This window comes from Aquimarina sp. AD1, from assembly GCF_003443695.1.
Taxonomy (GTDB): domain Bacteria; phylum Bacteroidota; class Bacteroidia; order Flavobacteriales; family Flavobacteriaceae; genus Aquimarina; species Aquimarina latercula.
Genome location: NZ_CP031966.1, coordinates 4,939,429 through 4,962,462 on the forward strand (window position 1 = coordinate 4,939,429; position 23,034 = coordinate 4,962,462).

General features: G+C 29.5%; 25 protein-coding genes. 2 read left to right on the plus strand and 23 right to left on the minus strand.

What is annotated here, in order from left to right:
* Positions 1 to 15 precede the first annotated feature (15 nt).
* The 12 genes from D1815_RS21165 to D1815_RS21220 all read right to left on the minus strand — a co-directional run bounded on the left by D1815_RS21165 (position 16) and on the right by D1815_RS21220 (position 10,036).
* Positions 16 to 459: a hypothetical protein gene (locus D1815_RS21165; RefSeq protein ID WP_118389250.1), complete on the minus strand. Its 444-nt coding sequence runs from the start codon at positions 457 to 459 to the stop codon at positions 16 to 18.
* Between the two features lie 74 nt (positions 460 to 533).
* Positions 534 to 977 (minus strand): Hsp20/alpha crystallin family protein, encoded by a 444-nt coding sequence (locus D1815_RS21170; protein WP_118389252.1) that lies wholly within the window; start codon positions 975 to 977, stop codon positions 534 to 536.
* 90 nt (positions 978 to 1,067) lie between these two features.
* Positions 1,068 to 1,484: a hypothetical protein gene (locus D1815_RS21175; RefSeq protein ID WP_118389254.1), complete on the minus strand. Its 417-nt coding sequence runs from the start codon at positions 1,482 to 1,484 to the stop codon at positions 1,068 to 1,070.
* A 112-nt stretch (positions 1,485 to 1,596) separates the two neighbouring features.
* Complete coding sequence (locus D1815_RS21180; protein ID WP_118389256.1) at positions 1,597 to 2,967, minus strand: MBL fold metallo-hydrolase RNA specificity domain-containing protein; 1,371 nt, start codon at positions 2,965 to 2,967, stop codon at positions 1,597 to 1,599.
* A gap of 11 nt (positions 2,968 to 2,978) precedes the next feature.
* The gene (locus D1815_RS21185) at positions 2,979 to 3,821 is read right to left on the minus strand and encodes an ATP cone domain-containing protein (RefSeq protein ID WP_118389258.1); all 843 of its coding nucleotides are present in this window, start codon (positions 3,819 to 3,821) and stop codon (positions 2,979 to 2,981) included.
* 58 nt (positions 3,822 to 3,879) lie between these two features.
* Positions 3,880 to 4,305 (minus strand): hypothetical protein, encoded by a 426-nt coding sequence (locus tag D1815_RS21190; protein ID WP_118389260.1) that lies wholly within the window; start codon positions 4,303 to 4,305, stop codon positions 3,880 to 3,882.
* A 12-nt stretch (positions 4,306 to 4,317) separates the two neighbouring features.
* Entirely contained in the window at positions 4,318 to 5,169 is an 852-nt protein-coding gene (locus D1815_RS21195) for a universal stress protein (protein ID WP_027395834.1), read from the minus strand.
* 67 nt (positions 5,170 to 5,236) lie between these two features.
* Positions 5,237 to 6,085: a universal stress protein gene (locus D1815_RS21200; protein WP_027395833.1), complete on the minus strand. Its 849-nt coding sequence runs from the start codon at positions 6,083 to 6,085 to the stop codon at positions 5,237 to 5,239.
* A gap of 129 nt (positions 6,086 to 6,214) precedes the next feature.
* On the minus strand, positions 6,215 to 7,066 hold the full coding sequence (locus D1815_RS21205; protein WP_118389262.1) for a universal stress protein: 852 nt from the start codon (positions 7,064 to 7,066) through the stop codon (positions 6,215 to 6,217).
* A gap of 45 nt (positions 7,067 to 7,111) precedes the next feature.
* Positions 7,112 to 8,029, minus strand: a complete 918-nt coding sequence (locus tag D1815_RS21210) for a universal stress protein (RefSeq protein ID WP_118389264.1) — start codon at positions 8,027 to 8,029, stop codon at positions 7,112 to 7,114.
* 12 nt (positions 8,030 to 8,041) lie between these two features.
* Complete coding sequence (locus D1815_RS21215) at positions 8,042 to 8,890, minus strand: universal stress protein (protein ID WP_027395831.1); 849 nt, start codon at positions 8,888 to 8,890, stop codon at positions 8,042 to 8,044.
* 234 nt (positions 8,891 to 9,124) lie between these two features.
* Entirely contained in the window at positions 9,125 to 10,036 is a 912-nt protein-coding gene (locus tag D1815_RS21220; protein ID WP_118389266.1) for a universal stress protein, read from the minus strand.
* A 118-nt stretch (positions 10,037 to 10,154) separates the two neighbouring features.
* On the opposite strand from D1815_RS21220, the gene D1815_RS21225 reads away from it, so the two are divergent.
* Complete coding sequence (locus tag D1815_RS21225) at positions 10,155 to 12,557, plus strand: heavy metal translocating P-type ATPase metal-binding domain-containing protein (RefSeq protein ID WP_118389268.1); 2,403 nt, start codon at positions 10,155 to 10,157, stop codon at positions 12,555 to 12,557.
* Complete coding sequence (pdxH, locus tag D1815_RS21230) at positions 12,554 to 13,186, plus strand: pyridoxamine 5'-phosphate oxidase (protein WP_118389271.1); 633 nt, start codon at positions 12,554 to 12,556, stop codon at positions 13,184 to 13,186. The genes D1815_RS21225 and pdxH overlap by 4 nt, the downstream gene beginning before the upstream one ends.
* 41 nt (positions 13,187 to 13,227) lie before the next feature.
* On the opposite strand, the gene D1815_RS23795 is transcribed toward pdxH, so the two are convergent.
* The 11 genes from D1815_RS23795 to D1815_RS21280 form a co-directional block, all read right to left on the minus strand.
* Positions 13,228 to 13,377 carry a hypothetical protein gene (locus D1815_RS23795; RefSeq protein WP_155839795.1) on the minus strand — a complete coding sequence of 50 codons (150 nt, stop codon included), beginning with the start codon at positions 13,375 to 13,377 and terminating at the stop codon, positions 13,228 to 13,230.
* 1,040 nt (positions 13,378 to 14,417) lie between these two features.
* Entirely contained in the window at positions 14,418 to 15,695 is a 1,278-nt protein-coding gene (locus D1815_RS21235) for a DoxX family protein (RefSeq protein ID WP_118389273.1), read from the minus strand.
* Positions 15,696 to 15,871: 176 nt separating this feature from the next.
* Positions 15,872 to 16,864 (minus strand): family 16 glycoside hydrolase, encoded by a 993-nt coding sequence (locus tag D1815_RS21240; RefSeq protein WP_233557646.1) that lies wholly within the window; start codon positions 16,862 to 16,864, stop codon positions 15,872 to 15,874.
* A gap of 138 nt (positions 16,865 to 17,002) precedes the next feature.
* The gene (locus D1815_RS21245) at positions 17,003 to 17,872 is read right to left on the minus strand and encodes an AraC family transcriptional regulator (protein ID WP_027395826.1); all 870 of its coding nucleotides are present in this window, start codon (positions 17,870 to 17,872) and stop codon (positions 17,003 to 17,005) included.
* A 116-nt stretch (positions 17,873 to 17,988) separates the two neighbouring features.
* The gene (locus tag D1815_RS21250) at positions 17,989 to 18,468 is read right to left on the minus strand and encodes a hypothetical protein (RefSeq protein WP_118389277.1); all 480 of its coding nucleotides are present in this window, start codon (positions 18,466 to 18,468) and stop codon (positions 17,989 to 17,991) included.
* Between the two features lie 187 nt (positions 18,469 to 18,655).
* Complete coding sequence (locus D1815_RS21255) at positions 18,656 to 19,213, minus strand: carboxymuconolactone decarboxylase family protein (protein WP_118389279.1); 558 nt, start codon at positions 19,211 to 19,213, stop codon at positions 18,656 to 18,658.
* A 75-nt stretch (positions 19,214 to 19,288) separates the two neighbouring features.
* Positions 19,289 to 19,852, minus strand: coding sequence for a TetR/AcrR family transcriptional regulator (locus D1815_RS21260; protein WP_027395823.1), 564 nt, complete (start codon positions 19,850 to 19,852; stop codon positions 19,289 to 19,291).
* A 108-nt stretch (positions 19,853 to 19,960) separates the two neighbouring features.
* The gene (locus D1815_RS21265) at positions 19,961 to 20,860 is read right to left on the minus strand and encodes a sterol desaturase family protein (RefSeq protein ID WP_118389282.1); all 900 of its coding nucleotides are present in this window, start codon (positions 20,858 to 20,860) and stop codon (positions 19,961 to 19,963) included.
* 50 nt (positions 20,861 to 20,910) lie between these two features.
* Positions 20,911 to 21,486, minus strand: a complete 576-nt coding sequence (locus D1815_RS21270; protein WP_118389284.1) for a sigma-70 family RNA polymerase sigma factor — start codon at positions 21,484 to 21,486, stop codon at positions 20,911 to 20,913.
* A 134-nt stretch (positions 21,487 to 21,620) separates the two neighbouring features.
* Positions 21,621 to 22,154, minus strand: coding sequence for a molybdopterin adenylyltransferase (mog, locus tag D1815_RS21275; protein ID WP_118389286.1), 534 nt, complete (start codon positions 22,152 to 22,154; stop codon positions 21,621 to 21,623).
* A 151-nt stretch (positions 22,155 to 22,305) separates the two neighbouring features.
* Positions 22,306 to 23,034 carry an SDR family NAD(P)-dependent oxidoreductase gene (locus D1815_RS21280; protein ID WP_118389288.1) on the minus strand — a complete coding sequence of 243 codons (729 nt, stop codon included), beginning with the start codon at positions 23,032 to 23,034 and terminating at the stop codon, positions 22,306 to 22,308.

Consider the following 23,034-nt stretch of genomic DNA (forward strand, 5'->3'; position numbering starts at 1 on the left):
CGAAAGCTTATCAAACTAATTAAGTAATTTCTTTTGTTTCTTTTTCTTAATAATATCCTTAACAAGATCAAAAGTTTCTCTTTTGTTTTTTTTATAATTATCAAAATAATTACTGATTTTTATTGATATTTCTTGATGCTCTTTTTTGTATTTTTTTTCTTCCTTTAGCTGATCAACACCGTCGATTAGTATAATGAGCTTATTACAGTGTTCAATCAGTTTTTTTAATATTGGATTAAGTTCTTTTTTCTTCTGATCTAGTTCTTTAATTAATTTGTTACTTTTTGCAAAAATCTTTTTTGAGATTATTGGTGAAGCAACATTTATAATAAGATCCGTTAAAAATGTAAGTTCATCTTTGATGAATTTTAGTTCAGAAATCCAATTCATGGAAATTTGATGCAATTCTTCTGCACTTTTCCATTCTATATATTTAGTATCTATAGGTTGTGGTTTCATTATTAATTTTATAATAAAACATTAAAAGGCAAAAAATAACTACATATAATTATCCTTCGCCTTTATGAATGAGATTAATCTATGGCGATTACTTTTTTAGGTAATTCTTTTGCCTCTTCTTTTTTTAATAGATTAAGAGTAAGAACTCCGTTATTGTATGTAGCTTTAATCTTTTCATCTTGATCTATACTAGCAGGCATTTGTAACCTGCGATCAAAGGAACTGTAGTTAAATTCTCTACGGGCGTAATCGTTATCTTCTTCTACTTCTTCATTGCGTTTTTCTGCACAAATATGTAGGACATCATCTTCCAAGGTTATTTCAATATCTTTTTTTGAAAACCCAGGAACTGCAAGCTCAATTTCGAAATCGTCCGTACGTTCTTTTACATTCATTGCCGGTAGATTTCTATCTTTAATGAAAAAATCATCGGAAAAAAAGTTGTCAGTATCCATCCAATTGGAAGCTTTGTCGTTAAACCACGGGAATCTGTTTTTGTTAAATTTAATTATTGACATAATGTTTAGGTTTTAATTATTAGTGTTTTAATTAATTGAAATAAAAGTAATTAGTTGTTAGGTTGAATAAAATGACAATTATCAGCTTATTTAATTATTCTTGTTTTTTTTGAGAATTCCTCCTGCATATTGAAACACCTCTGATTTTAGCGTACGAAAGTTTTTGTAAAAATTGTAGAAATGATTTCGAAGTTCTTTATGCTCATCGAAATAATAATGATCACAGGAGATAGTGTCACATTCCAACATACCACCTAGTTCACTTTCATGTTTTCTTATTTTTTGGTGCAGTTTGCTGATTTCTTTCTCAATATTTTCGATTCCTTGTCTAAACTGCTGTAATCGTTCAAAAAGATTAGGAGTAGTTGGTTCGAAAACATAGGATTGTAATAGCTGATTGATAAACAATAGTTCTCCTTCTATAAACTGAAGGCTGGACTTCCATTCTAGAGTATCAAAATGGATATCCTTTAAGTCACTGCTCATTGTGTTTGTTTCAGTTGTCATAGTTTAATTTTTAATGGTTACTAAAAGAATGATTATTATATCATATTTATAGTAGTAAATTAGCTAAAGATTAAAACCTGAAAAATGATAATGGTCACGTTTCTAATATATTTCAAACAGTAATATTTAGGACCTCATGGAGCTTAGGGATATGTGTTTTCCAATTTAAAGTATGTTTTAATTTGGTGTCAAATGCTTCCGATGCAGATGGCTCTCCGTGGATTAGAAAAACCTTTTCAGGGATGTTTTTGATCTTACTTACCCAATCTAATAATTCATATTGATCAGCATGAGCTGATAGACTTTCTATATGATGTATTTCTGCTTTTACAGTATAATATTTACCATATAATTTGATTTCATGAACTCCATCTTGTAATTGTCTGCCTCTTGTACCTTCAGCTTGATATCCTGCTAAAAGAATAGAAGTATTTGTATTATCTACAAGCTGTTTTAGGTATGTTAATACTCTGCCCCCAGTTACCATTCCACTTCCGGCAATTACAATTTTGGGTCTGGGATTATCAATTACTTCCCAAGTTTCTTTGTATGATGTAACAATATTGATATGATCACATAAAGAATTATAATCTTGTTTGGATAATTTATGCCAATCCGAAAATTTTTCAAATACGGATAATACGTTACTTCCCATCGGGCTATCTACATAGATTGGGATATTGGGGATTCGATTTTTTTGATATAACTTCCACAAAAGGTACATTAAAGTTTGTAAACGTTCTACAGCAAAAGAAGGTATAATTAACGTTCCTTGTTTATATAATGTTTCTTTGATTAATCCAATTAGTTTCTCTTCAATATCTTGATCTTGATGAAGTTTATTACCATAGGTACTTTCTATAAAAAGAAAATCTGCCCATTCCGGTTTTTCAGGAGGCTTAAGTAGTAGATCTTTTGGTCTCCCTATATCACCTGAGAAAACGAAATCTTTTCCGAAAAGATGTAATTCTATAAAACACGCACCGATAATATGTCCGTTATATCTAAATCTAAATTCAATATCTTTTGATAAAGAAAACCAGATGTCTTTTTCTCTAGCTTTAAAATGATGTACTGTTTTTTCGACTTCTTTTATGGTGTAAAAAGGTAATGTTGGATCATGTTTAGAGTATCCTTCTCTATTAGCCCTATCTGCTTCTTCTTCATTAATTTTTGCGCTGTCCTTCAGAATGATTTCTGTAATTGCAAGGGTTGGTGCTGTTCCAATGATTTCACCATTGAACCCTTGTTGAATTAATCTAGGAAGATACCCTGTATGATCTAGATGTCCGTGAGTTAATAGAACTATATCAATTTCTGAAGCTTTAATTGGTAATTGTGTCCAGTTTAGCTTTCTTAATTCCTTAATGCCTTGAAACATACCACAGTCAATTAATATGTTTTTTTGTGGAGTTTCTATATAGATTTTTGATCCAGTCACAGTTCCTGCTGCTCCAAGAAATTGAATTTTAATAGATGGCATATATTAATGTTTTATAAATCACATAACATTTTTATCTCATTTAGTATTTTTTGTTTTCTGTTTTCAGAAATTCCTAAATGGTCAAGGTAAAATACATCTCCTTTTAGTTGTTGATAAAGAACAACATCTCTACTTAGCAAAAACTGTTTTTCGCGATTGGTAAGAATTGTGGATACTGTAATGGGATATAATCCTAAGTGATCGACTCGATCTTTAAGGCCATTCCCGTTAGGATAATCCCAACTAAGTAAATGTAAACCGATACAACTACCGTATTGAATAGCGTCTTTTGTGAATCTAGTATTAGTAACAACCCAACCTTGATTAGGAATTAATGGATCTTTTTCTTTGTCTCCAAAGTGCGCAATGATATCTTGATATCTAGAATAAATATATAATGGAATTTTAACATTGCAGTTACGCCCTTCTTCACTATGAAACTTACATTCAATTATAATGAAATCCGAGTTTTTCTTTGCGATAATATCAACTTCATGAGTAACGCATTTGCCAGAAACAATTTGTCCTACTTGAACCTGATATCCAGAAAATTTTAATACAGCGGCTACAAACCGTTCAAAAGGAAATCCAGTAGGGCCTAATTCATAGATGGCTTTTTTAAGTTTATATTTTGAAGCAAATACAGTTTTTTCCTTCTTTAATAATGAAAAAGCCCTATTGTAAATCTCTTTTGTAGAAATCCCTTGATATAATTCATCTTTTACAGTGTCAACAATATGTTTTATTGTTTTGTTATCTGCTCCGCTTCTACTAAGTGAACTCTTTAATTTACTCAATGAAAACTTCACTTTTTTACCAGAAGATTTTCTGATATTGAAATCTTCATTTTTCATAGATTTAAAAGCTTGAAAGTTTAATACATTAGAATTCTTAGATAAGTATGAAGGATACTTATCTAAGAATATGTGACTTATTATTTTTGTAATAATCTCTTATCAAAGCTTTCGTTTGGTTTTCGGTCAAACTATCTGATTTAAGAACAGCTTTTACTTTTTTACTAAGACTATAATAATTTTCATCTAATTCTTTTTTGAATTTTTCTCCAGCTTCTGCTGGGCCATAAATTACAATAGCATCAGAGTCTTTAATAAGAGGGATAATCTTTTTAAAATAAGATTTGAATTGATGTTTTTCACGTTCTAAGAATTTGCTGTCCTGAACAACATCTTGAGGTCCACCTTTTATTTTAGTTCCAGAACCTCCATGTATTCTGTAATCTTCTATTTCCGAAAAAATTGTAATCATTTCTTCGTTGTTTTCTTTTACGATGATGATATAAGCTTTTTCCTTATCCATCCATATTCCTATGTTTTTCATAATCAATTTGATTTAATTTTTAATATCGTGTAATGCTAATACTGGTACTTTAGAATAGTATCCTAAATTTTTAACCAGGGGTCTGGAAAATATACTTCCGAAGAAAGAATGTTTTCTGTTTATAAAAGTAATCAGATCACTATTTCTACTTTCTACAAAAGCACTGAGTCCTCCTTTTACATCTACATTATGTAGCGTATGAAATGTGTGAGGTATATGTTCAAAATATTCTTTTAACAAGTTTTGATTATTTATTTGCTCTTCATCTAAAGTATCTTCTTCAGAAACGTGTAAAAAACGTATAGCTGCATTGCTAATTTTTGCAATTTCAATTAGATATTGTAATTCTCGACGTTTTACTTGTGTCTTGTAATCAGTAGGAAACACGATTTCTTTTGGTTCTTTGTAGATTGTATTTTCAGGAATTGTCATCACTGGACAGTTTCTTATTTTCTCCATGACCTGAATAGCATTACTACCGTATATAATATCACTTGCGTTTGTGGATCCTTTAGTTCCCATGATTACCATTTCGATATCTTGTTTATTTACTATATCTTTTATACTTTCTAGTAAACTATTGAATTGAGAAATCATAATAAACTTATGATTTGTAGATTCATCTCTAAAAGAAAGGCGTTGTAATATTTTTCCTAATCCTTTTTCTGATTTTTCCTTAGCTTCGTCATACATCTTTTCTCCTGGTTCAGGAATCATCATACTTTCTAAAGCATATCCAGTAGCATTAAATGCATTAAGAATATAAAAATCACATTCTTCATTTTTATATAATTCGATTGCGTAACTTATTGCGTTCCATGCATTTTTAGAAAAATCCGTTGGTAATAAAATTTTCTTTTTCATCAGATCGGTTTTTAAAGATTAATGAGATAAATATATAATTGATCATAGTTAAAAAATATGATAATTATCAGGTAGCATCAGGAATTACCAAAAAAGGTATGGATGGATGGAATCCTATTTTTTTAATTACAGGTTCATGTGTTATGGTTTCTATTAAACTATGTTTGTAATTAATCATAATAGCCAAGTTGATATCAAATTCATCAATGAATTCATTGATTAGTGAAGTCTTTTGTCCAGTTTTAGAAATCCAATGTATACTATGGGTGAATTTTGAAAGATGTCGTTTCAATAGATTATAATTATATTCTTGTATATCGTCTAAATTTTCATCTTCGTTGATATGAAAAATACGTATGTTGGAATCAAATAAAGAGGCGATATCCAATAATGGCTTTATTTCTGCTTCTAGATAAAAACGTTTAAAATCAGTAGGAAATGCAATTTCTATTGGTTTATCAAAATCAAACTCATTAGGAACAATTAAAACAGGACAATGTTTTATTTTTTGTACCACTTTTACGGTATTACTTCCCATAAAAAGAGAGGCAGCACCAGTAACTCCTTTTGTACCCATAACGACCAAATCAATATCCTTATTTTTGATAGTTTTGTTAATTGTTTCTGTTAAATCTTTTGATATAGAGATAGTTTCGAAGGTATGTTTAAGATCTTCCGAATCTCTAACGATTGAATGAAATGTTGTTGCTAAAGCGTCAATAGATGTCGCACTTAGTTTTTGATATGTTGCATCTCCTTTGCTTGTATCAATTCTACCAGTAAGTACTGGTGTATTGACTTCGAAAGTATTAAGAATATAAAATTGACACGGTTGATTCTGGAATAATCTTGTAGCATAAAAAAGAGCACTATATGCGTTGTCTGAAAAATCGGTGGGAACAAGTATTCTTTTCATTGTTTTTTAGTTTTGTTTATTTACTATAAAAGTATTTTTTAAACACTATGAATACTATGATAATTCTCATATTTGAAATAAAATAACAGTACCTTTTTGGAGGTGATTACTAATTAATTATCTCTATAGTTAGATATGATCTGCGGGAATTACTAGGAAAGGAATTTTGGTGTGGAATGTTATTTTTTTGATAACAGCTTCTCTGGTTAGACGTTCAATAAAATTATGCTTATATGTAATCATTGCTAATAGGTCTATTTCTTGTTCTTCTATGAAAGATTGAATTCCAATTTCTATATTAGAAGAATCTGGTATCATGTGAAAATCAAATTTCACATTTCTGAAAAAGCCCTCTAGAGTGGTGGTGTTATAATGTTGTACTGTATTTAGTTTTGATCCATCGTAAACACAGACCATTTTAACAGTGGCATTATTGTGTTTGGCTAAATCAATAATTGGATTAATTTCTGATTTATAATAAATCCTTTCGAAATTTGTAGCAAATGCTATATTATTAATTGGCTTAAAAATTACATCTTCAGGAATTATAAGGATAGGGGAGTTAAATTCACTTTCTAAAACTCTTTTTACAGTACTTCCTAAGAATAATTGTTTCGAATTTGAAACTTTTTTGGAACCCATTAGAATCAAGTCAAACTTGTACTGTGCAGTCATTTGTCTTAAAACTTTGGTTAATGAACCAGGTTTAGAAACTGTCTGAAATGTATGATTTTTAGAGAGTTTGGTGTTTTGAATATCTTCTAGAGTTTTTTTTAATCGATCTTCTGACATTATCTTGATAGATGTATAGAAATGACCAACTCTTTGTGAGCTTACCGTAGTAACTAATTGGGCAGAATTTAGATCATACGTATTAAGAATATGAAGTTCGCAAGGAATGTTCTTATATAATTCAAGGATATATACAAGAGCATTCCAAGCTTTGTTAGAAAAATCTGTTGTTACTAATATTTTTTTCATCTTTCTATAACGTATTCTTATTCACCTAACTATTCTGACTTTTTGTTATATGATTATATTTTGGTTCTCTTTTTCTTTTCCTTTTATGTCGATGTGATCACTTTTTTTATTTGATCCTATTCTTTTTTCTGAAGGGATTACTAAAAATGGAATGTTAGTGTGATGTGCTATTTGATTAATTACAGGTTTAAACAAAAGGTTTTCAAAAAAAGAATGTTTATTATGTACCATAACAAGCATATTTATGATATTCATTTTTTGGAAATCTTCAATCGCTTCTATAACATCCATGCCATCTGCTATATGAAAAATATGAGCATTGTTTTTAAAATAGTTATCCACGAAATCTTTTATCTTTTCCTGATCTTTATCTAATGGGATACCATAATATGCATTAAGAATATGTAGTCTTGATGTGTGATTATCACAGATGTTTTTTATAAAAGAAAGATATTTATTAGTTGAACTAAGGTAATAATCTGTAGGGAAGAGGATTTCTTTTGGTTCTTCAAACTCGAAACCAGAAGGCACTGCTAATACAGGACATGTTACATTTTTGATTGTATACATGGTATGGGTTCCAATAAATATTTCTTTGGCACCTGTTGTTCCTTTGGTCCCCATTACGATCAAATCTATATCATAACGCTCTACTGTATCTTTAATCTCATTAATTAACATATTAAAGGCAGAAATTCTTTCAAAACTATGTTTTGAGTTGTTGAACTCTTCTTTTATTTTAGTCTCTATAAGTTCGATCTCTTTTTCTGAATTCATCCTTGCGATATCTTCCAAACCATATGGCATTGGATTTTCTATAAGATATCCTATGTTATATGACACTGGTGTAAAGGTGTTAAGGAGGTAAAATGTGCATTTTTCGTTTCTGAAAAATTGCATCGCATATCGTATTGCGTTATATGCATTATCAGAAAAATCAGTTGGTAATAGAATCCGTTTCATAATTCTTGTAATTTAATTTCGTTGTAAATTTTGCATAGTTAGAAATGGTATTTTTATATGTAACCCAATCTGATCTATGGTGGATTGGTGTAATACACATTCCAGATATGAATGTCTAGAGTTTACCATAACTAACATGTTGATTTCGTTTTTTTCAATAAATTGATTTGTAGCCGTAGTTACATCTTTATCATCAATAGTATGAAAGAATATTTCTGCATCTGGTAAACATTCTCGAATAAAGACTTTATTATCTTCTTGTCGAATAGAAAGTTTTTTATATTTCGACACATATAAAAAATTAATAGAAGATCTAAAACTTTTAGACAATGTACTGAGTAATTTTAATTCTCGTCTTTTATAAGGCAACATATAATCTGTAGGGAAAAGAATGTTTTTTGGTTGTTGATACTTATAATTTTCTGGTATTACTAATACAGGAGATTTTACATATTTAAGTACTTGTAATGTATTGCTCCCAAATGTAATGTCACGATCATCTGTTTTACCTTTGGTGCCCATAATAAGGATGTCTATATTTTCTCGATCAACGAGATCATTAGCTTCATCTACGAGTGTTCCAAAAATTGATAAGATTTTATATTCATGCCTAGGGTTTGGAGAAATCGTAAGCAGTGTAGATAGTATTTTTTCTAACTGGTTATCAGAGTTTTTGTGTGTCTGTTCTTTTAGTTTTTCTAAAGTTTCTCTAGAAACTAGCTCATTACTATCATATACTTCATCTGCATAGGCATGAAAGATAAAAAACTCACTCTTTTCATATTTAAATAGCTCTGTTGCATATTTAATTGCATTCATTGCATTTTCTGAAAAATCCGTGGGAATTAATATTTTTCTCATTATTCTAACTATTATTAGTTGTTTTCTCAAAACTAGAGAAGAATAGAATTTAAAACTATGACTTTTATCAGCTACTTACTTTTAAAAGATCAGTTATCCTGATTGATAATTAATATGCTTTGGTTGTTTTCTAATAAAAAATATGAAGATCTAAACAACAACTTTGATTGTTATAATTGGTCATTATTAGTAATAATAATGACCAATTATTCTTATTTAAGAAAGTTTGAAATACTATTTAATTTCTTCTAGTTTAGAATTACTTTTTATAGTCTTAGAAAGGGCAGAACTAATACCCAATTCAGGAATTACCAATAAGGGTATTTGCGTATGGAATGCCATATTTTTAATTACAGGTTCTCTAGTAAGTCTGTCCATAAAGCTATGTTTATAATTTAGCATAGCAAGTAGATAAATGTCAAGCTCTTCAGAGAAAACCTGTATTGATTTTGAAATTGAGTCGCTTTTAGAAAGGGTGTGTTGATAATAGGTAATGTCTTTAAAGTATTTTTGAAGCATTCTTAAATTAAATTTTTGTTCTTCTGTTAGAACACCCTTTTGTTGTTGTATATAAACTATTCTAATGGTTGCGTCAAATGATTTTGCTAATTCTACTATAGGTTGAAGCTCTTCTTTGCTATAGAAATGAGTGAAATCTGTAGCAAATGTAATCTCCGATGGTTTTGATATATAGGTAAAGTTTTCGGGAACGGCTATAACAGGACAATTTTTGATAGTATTAATAATACGAACAGTATTACTACCCATAAATACCTCTTTTGTTCCGGATGCACCTTTTGTTCCCATAATGACAAGATCTATTTTTTTAGATTTCACAAACTCTTGTATTACTTCAGTTAGCGTTCCAAACGATGCAATGATATTAAACTTATGTCTTTCATTGATGGTAGTGTGTTTAATAGTTTTCTTTATATGTTCTAGGTTGGTTATAGCATTCGTTTTTATAGTATTTTCAATACTTCGCTTGTGAGGTACATCGGAAATATGCACTGATTCATAAATAATCTTACTATAAGCATTTAATAGAAAGAAGATACAGTCTTCATCTTTAAAGAGTTCTGTAGCGTAGTCAATAGCATTCCAAGAATTGTCAGAAAAATCAGTTGGTAATAGAATCCGTTTCATCATCAGTAGTTTTAAAGTGATATTCCAAAACTAAATCTTCGTTAGAGCTAAAACTATGATTTTTATCATATTATATACTTGTTGTCTTTTTCATTTTTGTATTTCAAATTAGATACTTATGATAGAATCTACATGTTATCATTGTGGAAGTGATTGTGATGCTGCATTAGGAATTACGTACGATCAGAAAACATTCTGCTGTAATGGATGTAAAACAGTATATGATATTTTTTCTAGTAATAATTTAGATTGTTATTATGATCTACAATCTGCACCTGGTAACATTCCTAAAGAGATTGAAAAAAAATATAATTATCTTGATACTATTTCTATCGCAGAAAAATTAATTGAGTTTAGTGATGATACTACAGCAATTTGTACACTTTATATTCCTGATATACATTGTAGCTCATGTATTTGGGTTTTAGAGAATCTACATAAGTTAGAACCTTCTATTATTAATTCACAGGTCAATTTTCCAAAGAAGACAGTTCGAATCACCTTTAATAAAGAAAAATCATCGCTAAAAAAAGTTATTATACTTCTTAATTCGATTGGTTATGAGCCATATATAAGCTTAGATGATTATTCAGAAGGTAAAAAGAATAATATCAGAAGTTTGATATATAAGTTAGGAATTGCTGGATTTGCATTTGGTAATGTTATGTTTTTATCTTTTCCTGAGTATTTTGAGGTATCAGAATATTGGTTAGAACAGTATAAACATGTATTCCGTTGGTTAATGTTTGCCTTCTCGTTACCTGTTGTTTTCTATGCAGCTCAGGATTATTTTATTTCTGCATATAAGGGACTAAAATCTAAAATATTGAATATAGATGTGCCTATAGCATTGGGTATTGCAGTACTTTTTATTCGAAGCACCTCTGAAATTATATTTGATTTGGGAACAGGCTTTTTTGATAGTTTGACTGGGTTGGTGTTTTTCTTATTGTTAGGTAAATTTTTTCAACAAAAAACCTATTCTTTTTTATCTTTTGAAAGAGATTATAAATCCTATTTTCCAATTGCAGTTACAAGATTAGTTCGTACTAAAAACAATAAGAAATATATTGAAGAAGGTATTCAGCTGTATGACATCAAAGAAGGTGACCGATTACTTATACGTAATGAAGAGCTAATACCTGTAGATGCTGTATTGATTAAAGGAAGAGCAAGAATCGATTATAGTTTTGTAACCGGAGAAAGTGAATGGGTTGACAAAGTATCAGGTGATAAACTCTTTGCAGGAGGAAAGCAATTGTATGGAGCTATAGAAATTGAAGCCACTAAAACTATAGAACAAAGTTATCTTACGAGTTTATGGAGTAATGATGTATTTAAAAAAGATAAGTCTATCGGTTTTACTAATCTAACAGATGCGGTTAGTAAATATTTCACACTTATTATTTTGAGCATTGCCGTAATCACAACCCTTTTTTGGTTCTTTATTGATATCAATAAAGCTATTAATGTTTTTACTGCTGTTTTGATTATTGCTTGTCCTTGTGCATTGGCGTTAGCTAGACCTTTTGCTTTGGGGAATATGTTGCGGATTTTTGGAAAAAATAAATTTTATTTAAGGAATGCGGATGTAATAGAGCGATTAGCTCAAATGGATAGTATAATATTTGATAAAACTGGAACTATTACTACTAATACTGAAAGTAATATCGAGTATCAGGGAGTCGAGTTAACTTCTGAAGAAGAATCATTACTTAAAAATAGCCTAAGAGCTTCTAATCATCCACTAAGTAGAGCATTATATAAAATACTAGAAGATCACGATATTTATACGCTTGATGAATATCAGGAACACATAGGAAAAGGAATTGAGGCCAAGATATCTGAAAGTACTATTAAAATAGGTTCTTCGAACTTTGTTGGAAATAATCAATTTTCAGAAACACAAAACACCAATGTGCACATAAGTACGAATGATAAATATAAAGGGAGATATGTTTTTCATAACCAATACAGAAAGAATATTAAGAATGTTTTTGATATTCTTAATAGCGGATATAAACTATCTATTCTTTCTGGAGATAACGAAGGAGAAAGAGAACATTTGAAAAATATACTTCCAGAAAAAACGACATTAAAGTTTAATCATAAGCCAGATGATAAATTAGATTATATCAAATCATTACAAGAATCTGGACAAAAAGTAATTATGATAGGCGATGGTCTTAATGATGCAGGTGCTTTGGCGCAAAGTAATGTAGGGATTGCTATTTCCGAGAATGTGAATGTTTTTTCTCCAGCCTGCGATGCTATTTTAGATGCTTCGCAATTTGACAAAATTCCACAATATTTAATAATTTCTAGAAAGACAATGAAGGTCATTAAATCAAGTTTTGTTTTATCTTTCTTATATAATGTTATAGGGTTGTATTTTGCTGTTACTGGGCAACTATCTCCTATTGTGGCGGCTATACTAATGCCGTTAAGCTCTATTTCTGTAATTATTTATGTAACCATTTTAACCAATTATATCGGAAGAAAGATAAAACTCAAACAATGATGTATAGATCTGATGATCACAATCCAATAGAACATTTTCAGAAATGGTTTTTTGAAGTAGATAAATCATATCCCGAAGATGAAACGAACGCCATGATATTGTCGACAAAAGGTTTGGATGGTTTTCCTAAAAGTAGGGTAGTATTGCTTAAAAAATTTACTTGGGAAGGGTTTCTGTTTTTTACAAACTACAATAGCGAAAAAGGAAAAGCTATCGCAAATGACAGTAAAGTTTCTTTACTGTTTAATTGGGTGAACTCAAAACGCCAAATATTAATTTTAGGTAGGGCAGAGAAGCTTTCAGAAAATATTTCAGAAGGATATTTTGAATCTCGTCCAGAAGGAAGTAAATTAAGTGCTTGGGTATCTAATCAAAGCGAAGTAATCGTTTCTCGAAACGTATTAGAGGAACGTTTGAAAAAATATAGAATTCAATTTAGGAATAAAGAAATTACTAAACCTGATTATTGGGGTGGATATATTGTTAAGCCACATTATTTAGAATTTATGAAACAAGATTTGATAGCTGATGTTACCAGTATTGTTAATTATAAAATAACATTGGATCATAGTTGGGAGAAAGAAGAATGGTTTAGAAAAGATGTAGAGTTTAGTGGATATAAAAAATAAAACTGAATTATGGAATTTATACCATAATTCAGTTTATTGTTTTATCGTTCAACTTGGTAAGTGTACCGTTTGTTTCCAGTAATAATATTTCCTTCATAATCGTAGAATTGCGTGATATAATTTACGAATCTGCTATATTGCGGAGTACCACTATTTCGTGATATGTTTCGTATGTTTTGTAAAGTTCTCATGATGATTAGTTTTTGATTGATGAATAATTAGATTTCCGAATTACCTATAACGTCTTTTAGCATTCCAGATATTTCCGTTTGTGTTTTTTAATTTTTTACTGATTTGATTACTGTCTAATGTTCTCATAATGTTTTGTTTTTTGATTGAATTAATGATTGATTGATGAATATTTTGATTGTTATGGATTATCTATAACGTCTTTTAGCGTTCCAGATATTTCCGTTTGTGTTTTTTAATTTTTTACTGATTTGATTACTGTCTAATGTTCTCATAATGTTTTGTTTTTTGATTGAATTGATGATTGATTGATGAATATTTTGATTGTTATGGATTATCTATAACGTCTTTTAGCATTCCAGATATTTCCGTTTGTGTTTTTTAATTTTTTACTGATTTGATTATTGTCTAATGTTCTCATAATGTTTTGTTTTTTGATTGAATTGATGATTGATTGATGAATACTTTTATTGTTATGGATTATCTATAACGTCTTTTAGCATTCCAGATATTTCCGTTTGTGTTTTTTAATTTTTTACTGATTTGATTATTGTCTAATGTTCTCATAATGTTTTGTTTTTTGATTGAATTGATGATTGATTGATGAATACTTTTATTGTTATGGATTATCTATAACGTCTTTTAGCATTCCAGATATTTCCGTTTGTGTTTTTTAATTTTTTACTGATTTGATTACTATCTAATATTCTCATAATTTCTATTGTTTTAAATTGTTATATACTTACTAGACGCAGATGTTTCATTTTTGTTACAGTACTATGTATAAAAAGGTACTATTTTAACATATTTTAACGAAAACACTGGGGTTTGGAGGTGTTTTTTAGAAAAATAAAAGAAATTTAACTGTTATTTTTTTAACTAGGGTAGAAGAATTTGGTAATAATATTTGCTAAATTAACAATGGTTGCTCTAAATTTATTTACTTATATATATGTATCGTTTTATAATATATAGTACAGTCTTCCTTCCGAGTTATATCTCTCGAGGAATTGGTACTTATGTATTTTAATATTGAAGAGTTTTATTTTGTAAGATCAGTTATCCATCGCATTCCACTTTTTGTCAATCGATAGTTCTTAAACGTTTTAGCTTTAGTTCTAATCCAAATAGAATCACCTTTATAAGAGCCTTTAAAAATGAATACGTTATCATCTAGTCGATCATAAGTAAATGAATTTGCTTTCTTTTCTGAATCATTATATTCATGAAAGTCAATGGTCCTTTTTATTGTATCCGCTTCAAAGAGAAAATACAGTTGTTTTTTATCTTCTTGAATTATTTTTAAAGTTTCTGGTCTATATGAACTTCCATTAATGGAGATGTTCTTCCATCGAATATTAGTAGACTTAGGTATCGTATCACCATTTACCATCTGAATTTCCACTTGGTGAAACCCTGTCATACTAGGATACCTATTTGCCGTTTGACTCTTAATTCTATTAGAGAAGTTTATTGAACTAGAAATAGTGAAATATAGTAATATACAAGCTTTAAGGATATATCCGATCTTTTTTGTCTTTGGATTAGTAAACAGTGGTAGTTCGATAATCGGTACTGTAGGCTTGTTAAGTATAAAAAAGTTAATCATCCTTTTCAGGTCATTACTAATTAGTAAAACAGTCATAACTAAAAGATGAATAGCGAACATTTTTACTCTTACATCATAACCAATGTCGATAATTACAACATTGATCATGGCTATAAATAAAATAAAAGCGCCAATAAAAGTGGATCTTCTAAATAATAGGAGAACACCACCTATTACTTCTACCCAACCAGTAGTCATTGTGTAGAATTTAGAATAACTCATAAATGTCCATAGATAACTCATACCATTATGATTACCAATAGTGTTTTCTAATCGATCCAGATCCATTTCACCAAACTGAAGCATAAAAACCTTTGCTAATCCATAGATTATAAGAGTTAATCCAATATGATATCTAAGAATAGTCCTTGTAAGAGTTTTTAATTTTTGATTATAATTAAGTTTAAATTTAGTGTCAATGAGCATCCAAACTATAGTGCCAATTATAGAAAGTACTGTAATTAATAGAAACCTACTATAATCGTATTTAGAATCAAAACCGTTTAGAAGGTTTTGTTTATCAAACTCCCAACTAAGAAAAGTTTCCCCAAACCATACAGTGATCCCCTGCCAAAAAGAAATATCGGAGGTATCTAGTTCTCGTATATATTCGAATCCATATGGATATATATAGAATAAAAGGTATAGAAATATAAATCGTAGAAAAATTTTGCTAGATAAACTCCAATGAGGTGTTTCTATATGGGTCATTGTTTGATTGTTTGATTGATGAAAATCATAAAAATACAATCTTACTCCATAATTATCCTATATGCAACGGATCTTTTTCACATTAAATAGTGCGATCTATATTTATTCATTACATATTTATAGGATTTTAGAACGTTTGCCTTATTTAGTTTGTTATTTACTTATCGTAAGAAATCTTATTGCATTTTTGCCATAAGCCCCCATCCATTTGCTTTATCTATAACGACACAATGAATTGTGTTATTACCTTTTTTAAGTGGCATGTATAATGTATTGGTATTAATATCTAAGTGTCCCATATATTGAATTCCTTTTGTTCTAAATCCATTTTTACCTTCAAAAATGATTTTACCGTTTAAATAAACTAGTATTGTATCACTATAATCAAATGAGAAAAGCTTTGTTTCCTCTTTTTCTGAATAAATATTTGTAAATGCAATGGTATAATCTTCGGTATTTTGTTCAAAGTTTCCAGAAGAAGCTTTTTTAATGTATTTGGAAATAGGTAATAACCCTGATTTTTCTGTAGTAACAGTAATGTATTCTTCCTTTAAAAAATTTTTAAAATTAAGATTTTTTCGATCGAATAGTTTTGCCTCAGTAATTTTCCATTTTTTTATAATGTTGAGGTCGGTTGGTGTTTCTTCAGTCTTTTCAGGTACTTCACTAGATTCTTTTGGGGTTATCCTAAAATTAGAAAATCTGTTAGTGAATAGGGCAAATAAACCAATTTCACCTGATATATTATCCGTTCTTAAATTAGAAATGCTCATCACTTCTTCATTGTTCACAAAAACTTTAGCTTGGTCATTATTTACTTCTATACGAAGTGTATTCCATCCTTTATTCTTAAATAATACGTTGGCTTGGTGTTCTCTATATAACTGCCAGTTAGATTCATTATTAAAAATAGGAGTGTATTGTATCGCATCTGCTTGGTTTGTTTTGTGAAGTCTCATATAAACTTCTTCCATGGTATTATCTTTTTTTCTAAAGGTAATTCCTGCAAAACTTCTAATAGTGTTGGCATATACATCAACCTCAATAGTACCGTTAGTAAATTTCTGATTTTTTACAGTAATTCTTCCTTTTTTTAATACTAGGGTTTCTCTATTGTCGAATTTTTCGAAAGTTGCTTCTTTTGTAGTATTCCAGTTGGAGGCGATCATTTCAATTTTTGTTTTAGAGCTCTGTGAGAAGGAGACTAAAAAACATAAGGATAAGATGAATGATGAAGAAAATTTTACCATGATTTTTTATTTGCAAATATCTGATTGAATTTGTTTAAATCCCGTATCAATTTACAATCAAAATCTATCGTTTTGGTAATTTTTCCTATATGTTGTTGGACTTGTTCCTGTTAATTTTTGAAAAAAACGAGTCAAATTATTAGGTTCACTGAAGTGTAAAGCATCAGAAATTTCTGCAATGGTTTTATTAGAATAACGCAATTCTGTTTTTATTTCTAGAAGTAATCTATTGTTAATTATTTCTCTTGTAGTATGTTTAGTATATTCTTTTGCTAATGTATTAAGCTGATGTCGTGTAACATTAAGTAGATTGCAATAATCTGCTACCGTATGTAGATTTCTAATATTCTGTTCTAGTAAGGCCTTAAATCTATAAATTACGGTGTTAGATTGTGTGTCTGGAGAGATATGGTAGAAATTAGAATATAACCGGTTTAGCTTGGATAATGAGAAATATAGTAGAGAACGTAATATGTGAGCGCTATCGTTTTGATAATCATTTATCTCAGTGATAATTTCGTTAAAAGCGATTTTTATAATATTAAAATCAGCATCTTTTAAACATAAATATTGAGGATATTGAGTGTTGTAAAAATACTGTAATCGGTAAGTAAACAGAGCATCATTAAAAAAATCAGATAAAAAATCACTTTGAAATACAAGATGAAATCCTTTTAGTTGATTTAGAGAAATCTTACAACTTTTAGTCTGAAAAGGGGAGATGAAGAAAAAGCTATTATCTGCAATTTCTATAAAATGTCCATTTAATTCAATAGCTCCACTTGCTTTTTCAAAAATCATGATTTCAAAAAAGTCAGTTGTTTGAGGCTTGGGTTCAAAAAATACATTTGGATTATTTTCGAACCTATGCAAATCCATCAGTAATTCGAATCCATACTTCCTTTTTTCAAAAATAAATTTTCGCAAACTATTGTTTTTTTATCTAAACTGAGAACTCAAGTATCTTAGAACACTATAAAAATAGAATAAATATTAGTGTAAAATCTAAATTCTTTATGGTTTAGGATGCAATAATTATTTTATCAGCTTGTTGATATTATGATGATGAATGTAGAAATGATAACTAATGTTAGTATATAATAATTATGAACAAAAAGTCCGCATAACATTAAAGATTCACTATCAACTGAAGATTCAATTAGACCACTTGTAGTTGAGCTGTTATAATGAATTAATCTTTTTTGATTTTGAGAGATACTCCATTTAGAGTGCCAGAAATTATCATAGTTCCACCTATAGTTGTTCCCGTTAAGTGAAATAGTAGTTCCGCTTCCCCAGTTACTAAATTTAATACTCCCGATAGGTTGATTTAAATTCAGGTCTATGATGTGCGTTTCTGAATTAAAAAATCCCTTCTTTTCAAATTTGAGTTTAGTGTCATTTAATTTTCCAATTGAAAAATTCCTAAAAGAATGCTGATCGAATTCTCCTACGTTTTGATTGTGAGATTGCAGTCTATACTTAGACGAAAAAAGATCTTTTTTCCAGTTAATTCTTATCATTTAGTTTTTTTGGACACCTAGATATTCATATACAGATGTTTTATTTATTGGTATGTAGAAAGTAGTATTTGTTACATTTTAATTTTTTAATTCTTGATTGGATACTTAAATAACATTGATAATTAATATTATAATAGGATACGTCCAAACCTTAAGTAATAAGGATTGGACGTATCTGTTTTTGGCATTACACTTTTTGTGCTTCCCAAGCAAATTTTTGAAACGCTTCATCAACCGGTGTGTTGGCGATATGATTGGTATAATTACTAATTACCTTCTGTGATAGTCCTAAAATAACTTCTAACACTTGTCTTTCTCCATAACCAGCAGCATAAAATGTATTTAAATCTTCTTGTGTTACATGTCCACGGTTACGAACTACTTTTAGAGTAAAATCGTGTAATACTTGTAGTTTTTCGTTAGGCATTGTTGTTCTATTTCTAAGAGCTTCAGTTAATGCAGAGTCTACTTTCATCATGTGAGCAATACCTGTATGAGCAGGAACGCAATAATGACATTCGTGTTCTACATTAATTGTTTGCCAAACTACCGTAAGTTCTTCAGCATTAAATGATGAATTTTGAAAAGCACTGTGTAATGTTTTATAAGCTTCCAATACTTCTGGAGCAGAAGCTAAAACACCATGTAATCCTGGTAACATGCCAAAAGATTTTACAGATTGTTCTAAAGAGGCTTTACTCTCTTCTGGTGCTGATTCGATTGTGTTTACTTTTAATGTTGTCATGATTTTAAATTTTATTGTTATATATAATTATCATTTATAACTAAACAATCGTTTAGTTATTATTAAAAAAAAATGCTATAGACTACTAAATGTCATTTCAATATAGTCTTCAATTTCTTTTTTACTATTTACTTTAGATGCAGCGGCTAGACCGTGCTTAGCTAATAATAAAAAGTTGGCTTGTTTTAAAATATCATTTTGCTTTTTGGTCGTATCGGTACTTAACTTAGTAATAAACAATTTTTTAAGATCTTCCATAAACTTAGTCATCTCATCATTGATTAATTCATCTTCTTTTCCAGAGAATTCATTATAGGTATTCGTTACCATACATCCCTTTTCATTACCTTGTTGATTACAGATTTTTACGGAATCATAAAAGAATTCTTTAATATCATCTACACCATTAGAAGATTGTCTGAATTTTTCAAAAATGTTGTTAACCTTTCTTTTGTAACTTTTTAGGCTTTCCAGAAATAGCCCGTGTTTACTACCAAAACTCGAATAGATAGAAAATTTATTAATACCCATTTCCTTTTCTAGCATTTGCATGGACGTACTCTCATATCCATTACGCCAGAATAAGTTCATAGCTTTATCAATAACTTCTGATTCTATATATTGTTTTTTTCTTGCCATTGTTTTATTAAAACAGAACAAAACTAAACAATCGGTTAGTAATAAAAAATCTTTTAACTTTTATTTTTGAAATTCGATGTGTTTGGTCATTTCATAATAAGAAAGTATTTATATGCAACATTTTTTTGTGACCTTTATAGGGTATAAAAGTTGTTTCACATAATTAGTATCTGACGGGTAGTCTGTATGCTCCTCTTCAAAAACTCCAACTTTATTAACAGCTCCTTTTCTATTAAAATAAGTGCCAAATAATAAATCCCAAAATGGTAAGGTGTTACCGAAGTTTTTTGCCTCTTCTGTGTTGGCACTATGATGAAAATGATGGATTTGTGGTGTAACTATTAAATAATCCCAAAAACTTTTTGCTGTTTTAATATTTGCGTGAGATATGTACGCAACTACCGCGTGTATAATGCCAACTAAAAAGATAATTTCGCTATTAAAGCCTAACAATAAAATTGGTGTCATTTTAAGAAATGTGTTTAAAAACATATTAATTGGATGTATCCAATTAGTCTTGAACCAGTTTAAGCTTTTAGGTAGATGGTGTATGGAATGAACTTTCCATAACAAAATACTTATGTATGAATTAGGATTCCCTTTATGACTAATCCTGTGATATAAATAAGGAAGAAAATCTCCTATTAAATTAGCAATAATAAGTACAACAATAAAGGGTAAAGAATCCCAAAAATCAAAGGCTATAAATTTTTTTTCTTGTAAGTAAATAGTTAATGATAGAGCAAACATTTTTCCTAAAGCATCAAAAATTGCTATTGAAAAAACTAAGTGTTTAATATCTGTCAGGATAAGCCGTTTTTTGGGTTTCCAATCTTTTTTTAAAGGTATAATACGTTCTAAAATTAAAATATAAAAGAGAGTAAAAAGGAATACTGAATACGATGTCAATTCAAAGTTCCAATTATTCTCCAATGTTAGAAAACCTATTATACTTATTATAACTAATAATAGCGGGATTGCTGTTAAGGATATTATTTTATGTTTCATTTAAGTACTTTTCTCTTGTAGTCGTAAAGAGAAAGTAAAAAGATGCAAGATTATAGAATTAAATTTATTCTGTCTATTTCTGCTCTTAATTCAGATGGAAGTTCACATCCTTTTTTTAATTGAAAATCGAAGATTTCACCTCGATCGTTATAGTTAATATCAACACATTCATTGATTATTTCCTTTAGTTTTTTACGTGCTCTTTGTATTCTTGACTTTGTTGCTGTCAAACTTAAATTAAGTATTTGAGCAATTTCTTTTTGTGATTTTTGTTTAATATCACTTAAATAAAGAGGTTTACTATACTTTTCTGGCAAATAAGTTTGAATCACAAACTCAGATAAATCACAAACACAAGTATTTGAGTTGATTTCGATTTCAGAATCATTTATAGATAATTCAAAATGCTTTTTGTTTTTTCTATAATAATCTGCAATTGTATTTCTACACACTTGAAAGAGCCAAGTTTTATAGTTTTTGATTGCGGTCTTTCGATTTATATTGTCAAGCAGTTTTATACTAACTTCTTGTAAAATATCTTCCGCAATGCATTGGTCACTAACTTTTGTTTTGATAAAGTTTAACAAATGACTTTCGTGCTTGTTCCAAATTTCATTAAAGATCATTCATTCTTTTTTATCAATTTATAATATTTAAGGTAAGCATAATTTTATGAAATATTTGGTTTTAATTAAAAATGCGGTCAAAACATGAATGATTATTGTATTTATAGTTTATTCATAATGTTTTTAATTCAACTCTATTTTTTCTTTGGTCTAAATGGTTTAATAACATCCTCATTACATTCTAAAAATGGTCCATTCATGAGATCGATACAATATGGGACAGCAGGAAAAACAGCGTCCAAACATTCTTTGATTGATTTTGGTTTTCCAGGGAGATTAATAATTAAACTACTACTTCTGAGTCCGGCAGTCTGTCGGGAAAGAATCGCAGTTGGTACGAACTTTAAAGACTCTGCCCTCACAAGTTCCCCAAAACCAGGCATCATCCTATCACAAACTGCTTCGGTAGCTTCTGGGGTAACATCTCTTTTAGCGGGACCTGTACCACCAGTAGTAATTACTAAACAGCATTTCTCTTGATCTACTAATTCGATAAGAGCTTGTTCAATAACTTCTTGTTCATCGGGAACTATTTTATACACTTCTGTCCATTGAGAAGTAAGATAATCAGTCAATGTATTTATAATTGCTTTTCCACTGATATCTTCATAAATACCTGCGTTAGCTCGATCGCTCACTGTTACTATTCCTATTTTAGCTATTGACATGTCATTATGTTACTTAATATATACCTTTCTGCTAATATATTGGAAGCATTTAATTAAACAAACAGAAACCGAATACAAAATTTGCAAGGATTTGCAGAGTACTATTAACTCACTTTCTGGATGGATTGCAGTTCTATTTGTAGTGTGTTCTTTACATTTTTTCTAAGATCCAATTTGGAGCAAGCTTCATAACCCAGGCGATTAATCTCCACCTTTTGGTGACGTAAACTTTTCTTTTTTGTTTTAGGATTGCTGCATAGATTTGAGCGGAAGCTTTTTTTACAGAAGCTACCCAAAATAGTCCATCTCCTTTGGCCATTGGTGTGTCTACAAAACCAGGTTGTACATCGGTAATCTGTATATCTAATTTTTCATTTTTTGCAATACATCTTAGCGCTTCGAGATAATTTGCTTGAAAAGCTTTTGATGCACTATACGAAGGACAATACCTATTACCTCTTAAAGAGGCAATAGATGAAATTCCAACAAGGTGACCGTAGCCCTGTTTTTTGAACTTAGAAAACACGAATTCATACACTTTAGAAATCCCATTTACATTCGTTTGTATTATTTTGTTTTCAGTTTCCCAATCCAATTCTTGATTTAATTCTGAAATACCAGAAGAAACAATCACTAAATCAACTGCTTCCATTTGGTTAAAAAGAGCTTCCATTTTTTTATCCGAACTATTTATTTCTGTGATATCGTGTTCTTGGATTATAATTCGGTTATCAGATTTTTCTTTTATTTGATTAAGTAGTTCAATCCTACGACCAGTTACACCCACCATCCAACTATTTTCTAACAGTATTTCTGCTAAACCTCTTCCAATACCAGAAGTTCCTCCAATAATAATAGCTTTTCCTTGTGTGTCTTTCAA